This is a genomic window from Acinetobacter sp. 1294596 (genome assembly GCF_000582925.1).
Lineage (GTDB): Bacteria > Pseudomonadota > Gammaproteobacteria > Pseudomonadales > Moraxellaceae > Acinetobacter > Acinetobacter radioresistens.
Map to the genome: position 1 here is coordinate 72,071 of NZ_JFCC01000002.1, position 13,369 is coordinate 85,439.

Here is a 13,369-nt window from a genome sequence, read left to right on the forward strand (position 1 = left end):
CCCACTACAGAATAGAAAAATTTTGACAAAGAATAGTGCATAAAAGCGCATTCATTTTATCAAATGAATGCGCTTTTAGGGAGAAAATGTTGTTAAATTTTAGAGCCTGTTTTACGGATGTAAAGTCAGCTTGGCCCAGCACTGTGCAATCGAGCGCTGAATACCGAGTGCATCGAGGCCGCTTTCCTCTAACATTTGCGCATGAGAAGCCTGTGGCATAAAGCTGTCTGCCAGCCCCAGATTTAACACTGGCTTCACAAGAAGAGCCTCGGCCAAGAACTCATTAACAGCACTACCTGCGCCGCCCATCACTGCATGTTCTTCTACAGTTACAAATAATGTGGTCTGTCCGGCCAGCTGTTGAATAATTTCTTCATCTAGCGGTTTCACGAAACGCATATTGACTACACGAACACCAAGTTTGTGCGCAGCGGCCAGTTCCTGTCCTGCTTCGAGTGCAGCCTGTACCCGGCTTCCAAACGCCAGAATACTGATCTGCTGCTCATGATGCGGATTAAACTCAGCCAGTAATTCAGCACGGCCAAGCTCCAGCAAACTCATTTCCTGCTGAACATTTACACCTAAGCCTGAACCCCGTGGATAACGTACCGCAGCAGGTCCTGGATAGACATAGGCTGTATGTAGCATCTGACGGCATTCATTCTCGTCTTTAGGTGCCATAATGATCATGTTTGGAATAGTCCGCATATAAGCATAGTCATAAGCCCCTGCATGGGTTGGACCATCTTCACCTACCAGACCGGCCCGGTCAATTCCAAAAGTAACATCCAGATTCTGTAATGCGACATCGTGAATCAGCTGATCATAACCGCGTTGCAGAAAAGTAGAATAAAGGGCCACGACAGGCTTGAGGCCTTCACAAGCCATACCGGCAGCCAGCGTAACGGCATGCTGCTCTGCAATTGCCACATCAAAAAAGCGTTCCGGATAGTCCCGAGCAAAATCAACCATACCCGAACCTTCACACATGGCAGGCGTGATTGCCATGAGACGCTTATCTTGCGCTGCCTGATCGTATAACCACTGCCCAAAAATCTCTGAATATTTAGGTGGGGCCTTTTTAGTCGCCAAGGTTGGCTGGGCAGGCAACTTGCTAATAGCATGATAAGTAATCGGATCAGCTTCGGCAGGTATAAACCCTTTTCCTTTCTTGGTATATATGTGAACCAGACGTGGACCTTTGCGTTTTTTCAGGGCATTAAACACCTGAACCAGCTGGTCGATATTATGACCATCAAAAGGACCAAAATAGTCGAATCCGATAGCTTTGAACAGGTTATCAGCCGCACTGGTCGCTGATTGATGCAGACGTGAATTATAAATCCACTGTGGGTGCGGCTGTACATAAGCCTCACCATTTTCATCAACATTGACAAATTGTCCTTTTTCCCAGATTGCAGCCAGATGTTTGGCAAAACCGCCAGTACTTTGTGAGATTGACATGTCATTGTCATTGAGCACTACGATCAGATCAGCATCATGAGCCACTGCGTCATTCATGGCTTCAAAAGCCATGCCCGCAGTCATGGCACCGTCGCCCACCACACATACCACTTCACACGGATTGTTTTGATAACGACGTGCAAGTGCCATACCCAGGCCGGCAGAAATTGCTGTGGATGAATGTCCCACACCAAAAGTATCGAATTCAGATTCATCTCGTGCAGGAAAGGCTGCCAGACCATCTTTGGCACGAATTGTAGTAATTTGTTCGCGCCGGCCAGTCAGTACTTTATGCGGATAGGCCTGATGACCTACATCCCAGATCAAGCGGTCATCTGGGGTATTAAAGCAGTAATGCAGGGCGACGGTCAGTTCAATTACCCCCAGGTTTGCACCAAAGTGCCCGCCACTTTGTCCGGCCGCATATAAAATATATTGACGCAATTCATCTACAACCTGAGCCAGTTGTTCTTGGCGAAGCTCACGTAATTGTTGCGGATGATCAATACCCTCTAACAAGGAGATTACGGGGCGTTGAGTGGGAATTTCGGTATACAGCATATGTGGCAAAGCCTTCTAAAGCCGGGCAAATCTAAGCTAGGTAAACGGGTTAAATCGATAAATTATCGAAAGAAATCACCTTCCATCAGCCACATTTCTAGCGACGTAATTTCGAGCATTATCTCATAGGGCGTTGTTTAGTGCACAGGATTATCCTGAATAATCTTACTATTTATCAACTATTATTGTGTGCTTTCTACAAAAAAGAAAATCTTATCAATAATTTCAGTATCGCAATTCTACCAATAGCCGAGCATTAGGCTATACTTTAGCGATTTTCTATGACAAAGACGAGCTGAGCTGTGCCGATTGAATTTGTTGCCACATCCAAATTACCCACCAAGTTTGGTGAGTTCAAGATCAGTGTATTTCAGGATCCGGATACCGGTGAGGAACATGTGGCACTTTCCAAAGGGCTGGAAACTCCGCCAGATGGCCCGGTGCTGGTCCGTATTCACTCTGAATGTCTTACTGGAGATGCCTTTGCATCACTTAAATGCGATTGCGGTCCACAATTACAGGCGACCCAGCAGTTAATCAATGAAGCAGGTCAAGGTGTGATCTTGTATTTGCGTCAGGAAGGACGCGGGATTGGCCTGACTAACAAGATCCGTGCCTATGCCCTGCAGGATCAGGGTCATGATACTGTCGATGCCAATTTAATGCTAAATCTGCCCGCAGATGCGCGTCATTATGATATGTGTCCAATTATGCTTAATCATCTTGGAGTTAAACAGGTACGTCTGATCACCAATAATCCATTAAAGATTAAAGCGCTGCAGGATCAGGGTATAAACGTGGTAGACCGTATTCCATTAACTGTGGGCTTAAATCCATTTAATGAAGAATATTTAAAAACTAAACATAAGCGTATGTCACATCTTTATAAAAAAGATGACTTCTAATTCACTTTCTTTAAACCAGATAAAATAAAAACTTAAGGGATTTTTTCAATATTATTAGAAAAAATCCCTTACTTTTTCTATGTCTTTATGCTTTGATGTGATTAACCTTTTTTATTTCTCCCTCGAGGGTCATCATGCAGAATCCAACTTCAGCTGATATTCAACGTGTTCGTGAATTTCTTCTTGATCTGCAGGCACGTATCTGTGCCGGGTTAGAGCAGCGAGAACAGGCCGGCGGCGGAACGGCGCAATTTGTAATTGATGACTGGGAGCGCCCTGAAGGTGGTGGTGGGCGCTCGCGCGTATTGCAAAATGGCGAAGTGATTGAAAAAGGTGGAGTGATGTTCTCTCACATCAATATCTCCAGACTTCCAGCATCAGCTACCGAACGTCATCCTCAAATTGCAGGTGCCAAAGCACAGGCTCTAGGCGTATCACTGGTCATTCATCCTAAAAATCCGAATGTCCCAACCTCACATGCAAATGTCCGTCTGTTTATTGCTGAACCAGAAGGCCAAGATCCGGTTTGGTGGTTTGGTGGAGGATTTGACCTTACTCCTTTTTATCCAGATGATGAAGATGTACGGGCTTGGCACCAGAAAGCCCATGATCTCTGCCAGCCTTTTGGTGAAGAGGTATACACCGAACATAAACAATGGTGCGATGACTACTTTTACCTGAAGCACCGTGACGAACAACGCGGAGTAGGAGGCCTGTTTTTTGATGACTTAAACCAGTGGGATTTTGAAACCTGCTTTAAATATATACAAGCTGTAGGTAACGGTTACCTTGAGGCGATTTTACCAATTTTTCAAAAGAACCAAGAAAAACCTTATACTGAAGCACAGCGTGAATTCCAGCTGTACCGTCGTGGTCGCTATGTTGAATATAATCTGGTCTATGACCGTGGCACTCTGTTTGGCCTGCAAACTGGCGGACGAATTGAATCCATTCTGGTCAGTTTGCCAAATCTGGCCGCTTGGTCATATCGCCCTGAATGGGAACAGGATTCGCCAGAAAAACGCCTGACTGATTATTATTTAAAACCTCATGACTGGCTGAATGAATTGCAATAATATTCAGCATTTAAAGTATGGGAGCTGCTTTATTTAAAGCAGCTTTTTTATGCAATTTTAAATTACATCTTTGCACTTTGTTAAACAGCTTCACATAGTGTTTCATTCATTAGCATTTTAATACTTATAAATTAAAAAATATCAGGTACACTTTATGTACTTGGTCAGGCTATTGATCCTGATTATAGATCAGTTCTCTTGGTGCATATTTGCATGTTTATGAAGAGAATACATTAGCCTATTTCTTTAGGCCCGGTTGTCGCTCTTACCTATGAAAAGGTAATGATATGTCTGCCGAGTTATACCGCTACTATTAAACAGGTTATCTTGAGCAAAATAATGTTAAGAAAATCAAATAATCATACTGTGATTTTGTCATGGTGTATTTTCTCTATTCTTCTATGTTCCATCGCTGTAACAATTGTCTCTGATAATACGATCTCAGATGGCGTATCCATAACAGTCAGTGTGATTGCTGGTATTGCACTGGCTTTAAGTCTGGTTACGGTCCTCATTGATGTTATCCGCTCGATTTGTGATCCTTGAGTCAGCTTAAGGATTTTATTCATTTTCAGCTTTCAGTTTTGATTGAAACCGTTTTTAACTTCAGTGGGCAAAAATTACTGATTGACGTATATTGTCTGCATTTCATTTAATGGATACTGTGAGATGAATCAGCAGTTTGCCGTCATTGGTAACCCGATTGAGCAGTCCCGCTCTCCTGAGCTTCATCAGGCTTTTGCCCAGAAAACTGGCATTCATCTAAATTATGTCAAACAACTGGCAGCACCTGATGCATTTAAAACTTCGGTTAAAGCTTTTTTTACACAAGGCGGCCGAGGCATGAATGTGACGGTACCTTTTAAGGAAGAAGCATTTGCCTTATGTGATGTACTGACTGAACGTGCCAAGATTGCCAAAGCAGTCAATACGTTATGGCGGGGAAAAGACCAGCTATATGGAGACAATACCGATGGGCAGGGCTTAGTGGCCGCCATTACTGCTTTGGGCTGGCCACTAAAAAATAGTCAAATTCTGATTATTGGGGCAGGTGGCGCTACTCGCGGTGTGATATATCCTCTGGCTCAGGCAGGTGCCAGAAAGATTGTTATAGCTAACCGTACCTTAAGTCGTGCTGAACAGCTGGTTCAGGATTTGCAGCAAGCCGTACCACAAACCACGTTACAGGCCATGGCATTAAACGAACTGAGTGGAAACTTTGACTTAGTGATTAATGCAACTTCAGCCAGTTTAACTGGTGAAGCACTGGTTCTACCTGAAAGTCTGAGCTTTCACTATGCCTATGAGATGGCTTATGGCAAAGCTTCAAGCTTTCTGGACCAAGCCAAAGCACGCGGAGTAAAGTATGCCGATGGGTATGGCATGCTAGTTGGACAAGCAATTGAATCATTTTCAATCTGGCACGGTGTTAAACCAGAATTGCAGGATTTTCTAGATTAAATATAAAAAGAACCTCAACTGAGGTTCTTTTTATAATAGAGAATTAAACTGCCTTATTTAACATGCTGCTTTAATTTTTGATAAGTCTCTTGGTATAAATCGAAGTCAATATAATCGGCCTGATCTAAAGTCAGCTGCTGAATACTTTTTACTGAAAGATTATTCTGGGTAGTGTCTTTATATGCACGCACCAGTACTGTTGCGGCTGCTTTCAGAAAGGGACGGCTAGCTGGCTCAACTTCATATTCCTCATCAAAACGCTGTATATAATACTGAATAAAGAGAGCTTGGGGCTGTTTGTACTGGGTTGCCAGCTTGTTCCAGTTTTGACGGTCTTCAGCATCTGTAATCACTTCCGAGACCATTTTGTCTACGCTTTTACCCAAAACCTCATCAAACTGGATACTTTCCTTGAGCTGATGTTTTTCCTGCAAGATTTTAATTTTTGCCAGTTCTTGTGTATCTGGTGTGTTCTGATCAGCGTCCTGATAACGATACGCATAAACCTGAGAGATTTCTTGTAATGCCTGCGGACTGTAATTATTCAGCAGTTCTGGCTGTTGAACTGCCAGTTCCATCAGGAAAATAGTCTGATAAGTTTGCTGGTAAGAGTGAGTACGTGCGTAAGTCTTTTCTGCCAGCTTATGTACCTGCTGCTCAAAATCAGGCATTTCATTACGAGTATGGGTTCTGGATGACTCGTCTTCACCCATAGAGCGCCCTAATCCTTTAATCAGGTTTTCAAACATTGAGCCTTTACTGACTTCTTCAATCGACTTGGCATTACGCAACTGGGCACGGTCAATTTTGGTAGCATTACCATAATTTAAAATATCCATGTCAGCTTTTATATTTAGTACACCATATTTTTGTGTTGTGTACTGCAAGCCATATTTAATCTGTACTACCCGGCCCTGCTGGTCTAGTCCAACATCCACCTGTAATGGTGTCTGCCGATGAAGCCCCTTCATTGCCTGCTGTATATCGGATTGGTGATTCTTCCATAAACCGGTAAATTCCTCAGCTGTAGTCAACTGCTGTTTTTCATAAGGGAGAAATACCTTCTGTAAATTCAGCAAAGCTTCATTGAGACTATAAAGTGTTCCCTTATCTTTTACATTTTTTTGAAAAACATCTAAACCATACTCATTTCGACAAGCATTCAGCTGCCCCATAGCAACCTGCTGAGGCTGTTGAAGCAATGCTTGACATTCCTCTTTGGTTAGGTAACCGCTCGCTTCCTCTTCAGCCGCTGTATACGTCTGCTCTTTAGCAGTATCTAAACGTCCAGAATCTTCTGTCAGTTGGGCTGCATCTCTGCAGTTCTTGTGGCTGTCCGTTATACAACTGGTTTCAACAGCACTGTCTGTTGCCATATCAGGATGTTGTAACTGGTTCAAGTGCTCATTAACCAACTGGGTTAATAATACACGTGACTGGTAAGCTTCTGTTTCGGCGCTACCACCTATTTCAGAAGATAAAATATCCAGTTCTACCTTGTGTGAAAAGTCATCCTTTTCTCTAGCAGCATCGGTTGCTATTTGATTGTCTTTAGACTGTACTGGCATACCTAAGACGGTATGAGATAAGTACCCTTTGTTGAGCTGACTAAACAGACTTGATTGTAAAGAAATAGCTTCAAGAGTGGTATCTAACCGGACTTTCTCAACCAGGCCTTGTTGACGGTCTTGAGCCGTTAGAGCGAGCGAATGTATCTGTTGCGGCTCTGCTAGCAAGTAAGCGACTGCATTCATCTGCTTAATGTACTCAGCCAGTTCTTGCAGGTTTACTCTATTGATATCACTTTTATATTTGGAAAAGTCAATATAGGTAAAGCTGCTCTGACTGTCTTGATTGACCAGATAAGGCATAAGCGCAAAATAATTGCTATAGAACTTATAATCTTTAAAGTCCACGACCATTGGAATTTTGGCTTGTACCAGCAGAGTCGGTTTTTTATAGGTTGCCGTTAGATTAAGAGACGCCAGTTTCTGGCGATAATGTACTGAACCAGCATAATCAAACTGAATATTACTCAGCAGATTTAACGCCCAAACATCAAACTGGCGCCCGGAAACTGTACTCGCTGCTCTATAACGATCAGCTTCCTTGTCCATCGCCTGATAAAGTTGCTGCTTTTGTTGTGTTGTAAGAGAAATATGCTGTTTCTTTAAAAACTGGTCAATCTGCTTTTGCAATGTGTGGTCGAACCGATCCGATTTCTTCTGTTCTTCCTGAGTTTTAGTTATATCTTGTAACGCAGATGCTTTTACTAAGAATTGGCCACGATAATCATAGCTCGAGGTTTCAAGCATGGAATTAAGACCATGTATCGCGCGCTGTCCAGCACTTTTAGCAGCATCTGGACTGGTTTTAATGACATGCTGTGTACACGCCCCCAGACTTAAACCTAACAGGCACAAGGTTAAATATTGTAATTTCATGAGGTTTTTCTAAACACCTTATTTATTTATAATTTAAACTAAAAAAACTGCAAATTAATCTGTACAGATAATCCAGCTTATTTTAACAAGCTCAAGTCCTTTTAAGATTGGCAATTGTGCTTAGATTAGCTTTTCTGACATTTTAATTTTGCTGTCATATCAATGTATTTTTATAGAATTTATGAATAATTGAATACATACATCAGATAATCCAAAACAATTTCTAGATTAGGATTAAGACCCATGCCAGCATATAAAGCTCCCCTTCGTGATACACGCTTCTTGATGAACGAAGTTTTTGATTATCCAGCCCATTACCAGACTTTATCCAATGGTGAACTGGCTGATAGTGATACCGTCGACATGATTCTAGAAGGTGCAGCAGATTACTGTGAAAATGTAATTTCCCCCCTGTATCAAACCGGCGATGATGAAGGCTGTCACTGGAACAACGGTGAAGTCACTACCCCTAAAGGCTATAAAGAAGCATATGACCAGTTTGTACAAAGCGGCTGGCAGGGATTGTCTTATCCGGAGCAGTATGGTGGACAGGGTCTCCCTATGTCACTCAATCTGATCAAGTCGGAAATGATGGGCACAGCCAACTGGGCGTTTACCATGTATCCGGGCTTAAGCATGGGTTGCATGAATACTATTTTGCAATTCGGGACTGAAGAGCAGAAAGATATTTACATGCCACCTCTGGTTGCAGGTACCTGGTCAGGGACCATGTGTTTGACTGAGCCCCAGTGCGGTACCGATCTGGGTCAATTAAAGACTAAAGCTGAACCTCAGGCTGATGGTACCTATAAAATAACCGGTACCAAAATCTTTATTTCTGCGGGTGAACATGACCTGACTGAAAATATTGTACACATCGTGCTTGCTCGTCTGCCAGATGCACCTGCGGGTACAAAAGGTATTTCACTGTTCATCGTACCGAAGTTCCTCCCAACTGCTGAAGGAAGTATCGGTGAGCGCAATGCAGTGAACTGCGGTTCAATTGAGCACAAGATGGGTATCAAGGCCTCTGCAACAGCAGTACTCAACTTTGATAATGCTACCGGTTATCTGATTGGTGAACAAAATAAAGGGCTACATGCCATGTTTACCTTCATGAATACTGCCCGGATCGGGACAGCGGTTCAGGGTATTGCACATGCTGAACTTTCATTCCAAGGCGCACTGCCTTATGCCAAAGAGCGCATGTCAATGCGTGCCCTGTCCGGTAAAAAAGATCCGGAAAAAGTTGCTGATGCGATTATTCATCATGCTGATGTACGCCGTATGCTACTAACACAAAAAGCTATTGCCGAAGGTGGCCGTGCCATGATTTATCATGCTGCACAGCTTGCCGATAAAATGACAGATGCCCTTACCCGCGGTGACAATGCTGAATATGAAGAATACGATGATAAACTCGGTTTTTATACGCCTATTTTAAAAGGCTTTCTGACCGAACTTGGTCTTGAAGCAGCTAACCATGGTATGCAGGTCTTTGGTGGTCATGGTTATATCAAAGAATGGGGCATGGAGCAGATCGTTCGTGATGCACGGATTGCCACCTTGTATGAAGGTACAACCGGTGTGCAAGCACTGGATTTGATTGGCCGTAAAGTTTTGCTGTCTTCTAAAGGTAAAGTCGTTCGTGATTATACCGCTGAAATTTTAAAATTCAGTGGCCGTCATGCACGCAACAAATATATGCGCCGTTTTGCCTGGGACCTGACTAAAATCTGTGCTCAGTGGAATGCTCTTACTGTACGTATCATGCTGGCTGCACGTAAAGACCGGGATATTGTTTCAAGTGCCTCTTTTGATTATCTCATGTTCTCTGGATACGCCATGATGGCTTATTTCTGGGCCCAGCAGGCTGCAGTGGCTTCAGAAAAACTTGAATCGGGTGAAGGTAAAGAAACTCCTGAATTCTATAAAGCTAAAATCAAGGTTGCAGACTTCTATTTCGAACGTATGCTGCCACGTGCACAAGGCCATGCTGAAGCCATGGTGAATCCTTCACGTACCATGACTTCTCTGGCAGCTGAACATTTCAGCTTTGACTACTAAGCTCATCATTTCAACATAAGATATTCTTTAAAAAGAGCGCTTAGGCGCTCTTTTTAACTTCAGACTATTATTGATTCTAAATTATTCCAAGTCTTAAAACTCTACTGCATCTTTGACCAGTTTATAGGGCTGTTCAGGTAATGGATGCTGCTGTATAAAAGTCTGTATTACCCGCTGATCATTAGCATGCAAGGTCTTATAGAGATTCATGACCAGATTCTGCTTGGGATCAACACGATAATAAAAATTGACCCCTTCAGCCAAGTGCACAATAATTTCATTCTTAGCCTGATCAACAGACCAGTGATCTTTGCGATAAAAACGGCGCTGCGCTATATCAGGCCTGTCTACGCCAGGTTGCACCCGGCCAAATGTAGCGATCATACGGTGGGCACTGCCGTCAGGCAGCAAATTTAAAATATATTCTGCCCTTCCTTTGCCACAATTTACAAAAGCATCCTGACAGGGAACCTGCGTATAGTAACGTCCTGCATACTGTAAATTTGTACTGCGTACTTCTTCATTCTGCTCATTTTGCAGTACTGGCAAAGACGCACGGCCTGCAACCTCAGTCAGTTTTCGGCCTGTCACCAAACTTTCATCAGTATAATTTATATTATTCAAAGAAGGGAGCTGACCCTGACTTAGAGGTGAGCTTTCCCGTGTTTCTGACTGCGAGAGATCACAGCCACCCATCAATGCGCCTAATAACACAATGGTACAGACTCTGGCTAGAACAGGCATTTTTCTATTCATCACTCACTTGTTGGTCCGACGACATTCGGCTTATACAGGCCAATAAATGTATTTTCAATACACTTTTATCATTAAAATCAGGCGTTTCAATACCATTGTCGCTCAAGTTAAATTAAATACTCAAAAGAGTAGAGAAGGCATACCAATAAAAATAAAGTCGACTTCCTGAGTTGGAAATAACTTTAAGGGTATTTTAGTGGTCAAATTATAGAAATTTGAACTCCTGCTTACATAACTTAACCAAGTTACTGAACATACGTCTTTAAAAGGTATTCATTCATCACTATATAAATATTGAGGGTAATGATTGTTTCGTTATCAGATTTATTTTTTACAGCGAGGAGACTTCGATGTCAGATTCTGGCTTATATCGTTCTAACCGACAAAACATGATTGCCGGCGTAATGGGCGGTATTGCAGAACGTTTTGGCTGGAATGCCAATCTGCTGCGCATCATTTTTGTCTTGATCTCGATTATGAGTGCAGCTTTTCCTGGAATTCTGGTTTATCTGATTTTATGGCTATTAATGCCTAAACGTGATTATCATCTGGATGCATCGCCACAAAATTATCAGCAGCCAGTACGTACTGTTTATGATGAACATAAGGTGAAACGCTAAATAGCTCTCCTCTCTAACCAGTTTGGTCGCTACGGTTGTGCCCCTAGACAGCCGTAGCCTTCTTATTTATCTATAAATTATGGTTTCTGGCGCAAATGCAGAATTTCTTGCTGCATGGCTGCAATCATATCTGCCCGGCTAATAATTCCAATTAACTGTTCTGCTTCAACTACAGGTATATAGTTAAAAGATTTCTCTACAAAATAGGGCGCCAAATCTTGAATTGGCTGTTCAGGGTGAACTGTCACCACCTTACGGTTCATAATCTGTTTTACCAGATACTCCCATGATGCCCGGTAATCTGCACCGCGCTTAAACCACTCGACCACATCATATAACGCAAGTGTACCCACCAAATGCTCTGAGGCATTCACTACGGGCAGACTCATTAAATTGACCTGTTTGAACTTGTCTAAGGCTTTATGAATATCATCGTTTTCATGCAGCACAATGACGTCACGGCTCATAATATCACGACAGTGATAGTGTAAAACTATGCGTTCATTTGCCCGTTCTTGGGCTTCTAGAATAATTTTTTCCAAGTCATACTGACTGATATCAAGAAGCTCGGTCTGATGCTCAAGTGCCTGCTGGATATCCTGTGGCTGAATGGTCACCTTCTGGGTAGGCGTCGGGTCTTTGGAACGCTCATTTACCTGCCGTGGATGAGGATAATGCTTCCCTAACAGACGATTAAAAAAAATAGCAAAACCCAGCAATAAAACCGAATTTAGTAACACGGGATAAAATAAAAAATGATAACCTAGATGATGTATACCCTCGCCACCCAAAACTGCCGTAATTGCTACAGCTCCGCTAGGCGGATGTAATGAATCTGTAGTCATCATCAAGAAAATAGATAGGCCAACGGCCAAGCTAAACGCAGAAGTAAGATCAGGAATCCATAAAGCACAACTGACACCAATTAATCCGGCAATGGTATTGCCCACCACCATGTTCCAGGGCTGCGCCAGTGGACTGGCCGGCACTGCAAATAATAAAACCGAGGAAGCACCCATAGGCGCAATATACCAGGCATTGATTCCGCCCAGTGTATACCAGCTAATAATTGATGAAATCGCCAGTCCCAGCAGAGCGCCACAACCACAGAGTAAGCGCTCTTTTAAAGGCAGCGTTTTAAAATTAGGTTTAAGGGTGTCTAGCCAAAACTGTGAATTACTCACTGCACAACCTGTTCTTGTTAGATAAAAAACAGGGCGAGTATACGCCTAAGCCTTATTAAGGTGCATTGATTTTATATCTTTACAATATTGGTTTTTTTGTAATGCAGTCACAACGCTTCTTAGCGTTACTTAACTTTTCTCGGCTTTATACTTACTTGGCTCTGTTATTTACTCATAATTGATCAGGGATTAATCAAGACTGGATGATATGAACAATAAAATCTATAGCAATACAGCTTTAATACGCTCTTTGCTTCTGGCACCGATACCAAGCCTGCTGGTGATTTTAATTTTCTCGGCAGCCGCCAATGGTGCAGGCCAGTTATCCTCTGTAGTCAGTATTCTGTTTGTAGCTGTCATGATTTATGCAGTTTACTGTATTCTAGCATTACCGTTTGCTTATGGCTTATCTCAGCTTATACAACTCAAATTTCATCTAAATCTGGGAATTATTTTAGTCGGCTCTATAAGTGTATGGTTAATTATGCTGACTTTGTTGCAGCTCATACTCAATCATAATATTTCAATGGGCTGGGAACTTTATTTAAGTGGCGGCTATTATATGATGGCCTTATTGACCGGATTCTTTTACTGGTTGCTACTTAAATATTTTGATTCACAGCCTGCCCCAGCGATTGCACATTTTAACAAGTTAAAAACCTACTGATGAATAGTTGAAGGACAGGAATTCCGCTATAGCTAAATCAGGTTTTATGCTGGTTTATTTTCTAGAATCTAGGTTTAAATACCTGTTTGGTGGAATTTTATCTGTATAAAAAAGTTGAACTGATTTTAATAATAAGCCTGGTCTGACTTGAAAATTCTGCTTTA

General features: G+C 42.4%; 11 protein-coding genes. 7 read left to right on the forward strand and 4 right to left on the reverse strand.

All coding sequences use genetic code 11. From position 1 onward, the window contains the following. Positions 1 to 111: 111 nt before the first annotated feature. A complete protein-coding gene (gene dxs, locus J502_RS01665; protein WP_034682862.1) occupies positions 112 to 2,025 on the reverse strand; it encodes a 1-deoxy-D-xylulose-5-phosphate synthase in 1,914 nt (637 codons plus the stop codon). A 302-nt stretch (positions 2,026 to 2,327) separates the two neighbouring features. On the opposite strand from dxs, the gene ribA reads away from it, so the two are divergent. The 4 genes from ribA to aroE all read left to right on the forward strand — a co-directional run bounded on the left by ribA (position 2,328) and on the right by aroE (position 5,467). After that, positions 2,328 to 2,930, forward strand: coding sequence for a GTP cyclohydrolase II (ribA, locus tag J502_RS01670; RefSeq protein ID WP_005407243.1), 603 nt, complete (start codon positions 2,328 to 2,330; stop codon positions 2,928 to 2,930). A gap of 134 nt (positions 2,931 to 3,064) precedes the next feature. Beyond that, on the forward strand, positions 3,065 to 4,006 hold the full coding sequence (hemF, locus tag J502_RS01675) for an oxygen-dependent coproporphyrinogen oxidase (RefSeq protein WP_026443875.1): 942 nt from the start codon (positions 3,065 to 3,067) through the stop codon (positions 4,004 to 4,006). A gap of 339 nt (positions 4,007 to 4,345) precedes the next feature. Beyond that, positions 4,346 to 4,552 (forward strand): hypothetical protein, encoded by a 207-nt coding sequence (locus J502_RS16470; protein ID WP_005018267.1) that lies wholly within the window; start codon positions 4,346 to 4,348, stop codon positions 4,550 to 4,552. A gap of 123 nt (positions 4,553 to 4,675) precedes the next feature. Then, entirely contained in the window at positions 4,676 to 5,467 is a 792-nt protein-coding gene (gene aroE / locus J502_RS01685; protein ID WP_034682867.1) for a shikimate dehydrogenase, read from the forward strand. 53 nt (positions 5,468 to 5,520) lie between these two features. Here aroE and J502_RS01690 read toward each other — a convergent pair whose 3' ends face one another. Next, positions 5,521 to 7,911, reverse strand: a complete 2,391-nt coding sequence (locus J502_RS01690) for a hypothetical protein (protein ID WP_034682870.1) — start codon at positions 7,909 to 7,911, stop codon at positions 5,521 to 5,523. Between the two features lie 243 nt (positions 7,912 to 8,154). Between J502_RS01690 and J502_RS01695 the strand changes: the two genes are divergently transcribed. Next, positions 8,155 to 9,978, forward strand: a complete 1,824-nt coding sequence (locus tag J502_RS01695) for an acyl-CoA dehydrogenase C-terminal domain-containing protein (protein WP_034682871.1) — start codon at positions 8,155 to 8,157, stop codon at positions 9,976 to 9,978. Between the two features lie 93 nt (positions 9,979 to 10,071). Here J502_RS01695 and J502_RS01700 read toward each other — a convergent pair whose 3' ends face one another. Then, positions 10,072 to 10,734 carry a hypothetical protein gene (locus J502_RS01700; protein ID WP_227499304.1) on the reverse strand — a complete coding sequence of 221 codons (663 nt, stop codon included), beginning with the start codon at positions 10,732 to 10,734 and terminating at the stop codon, positions 10,072 to 10,074. A gap of 350 nt (positions 10,735 to 11,084) precedes the next feature. On the opposite strand from J502_RS01700, the gene J502_RS01705 reads away from it, so the two are divergent. After that, the gene (locus J502_RS01705; RefSeq protein ID WP_034682873.1) at positions 11,085 to 11,354 is read left to right on the forward strand and encodes a PspC domain-containing protein; all 270 of its coding nucleotides are present in this window, start codon (positions 11,085 to 11,087) and stop codon (positions 11,352 to 11,354) included. Between the two features lie 77 nt (positions 11,355 to 11,431). On the opposite strand, the gene J502_RS01710 is transcribed toward J502_RS01705, so the two are convergent. Further along, positions 11,432 to 12,538, reverse strand: coding sequence for an HPP family protein (locus tag J502_RS01710; protein WP_034682876.1), 1,107 nt, complete (start codon positions 12,536 to 12,538; stop codon positions 11,432 to 11,434). A gap of 208 nt (positions 12,539 to 12,746) precedes the next feature. Here J502_RS01710 and J502_RS01715 point away from each other — a divergent pair, with 208 nt between their 5' ends. After that, positions 12,747 to 13,205: a hypothetical protein gene (locus J502_RS01715; protein ID WP_005018242.1), complete on the forward strand. Its 459-nt coding sequence runs from the start codon at positions 12,747 to 12,749 to the stop codon at positions 13,203 to 13,205. Positions 13,206 to 13,369 lie beyond the last annotated feature (164 nt).

Excerpts from the sequence above, each read along its gene's own strand:
- J502_RS01705 (WP_034682873.1), top strand. The coding sequence starts at position 11,085 with ATGTCAGATTCTGGCTTATATCGTTCTAACCGACAAAACATGATTGCC.
- dxs (WP_034682862.1), bottom strand. The coding sequence starts at position 2,025 with ATGCTGTATACCGAAATTCCCACTCAACGCCCCGTAATCTCCTTGTTA.
- J502_RS01695 (WP_034682871.1), top strand. The coding sequence starts at position 8,155 with ATGCCAGCATATAAAGCTCCCCTTCGTGATACACGCTTCTTGATGAAC.
- aroE (WP_034682867.1), top strand. The coding sequence starts at position 4,676 with ATGAATCAGCAGTTTGCCGTCATTGGTAACCCGATTGAGCAGTCCCGC.
- J502_RS01690 (WP_034682870.1), bottom strand. The coding sequence starts at position 7,911 with ATGAAATTACAATATTTAACCTTGTGCCTGTTAGGTTTAAGTCTGGGG.
- J502_RS01715 (WP_005018242.1), top strand. The coding sequence starts at position 12,747 with ATGAACAATAAAATCTATAGCAATACAGCTTTAATACGCTCTTTGCTT.
- hemF (WP_026443875.1), top strand. The coding sequence starts at position 3,065 with ATGCAGAATCCAACTTCAGCTGATATTCAACGTGTTCGTGAATTTCTT.
- J502_RS01700 (WP_227499304.1), bottom strand. The coding sequence starts at position 10,734 with ATGAATAGAAAAATGCCTGTTCTAGCCAGAGTCTGTACCATTGTGTTA.
- J502_RS16470 (WP_005018267.1), top strand. The coding sequence starts at position 4,346 with ATGTTAAGAAAATCAAATAATCATACTGTGATTTTGTCATGGTGTATT.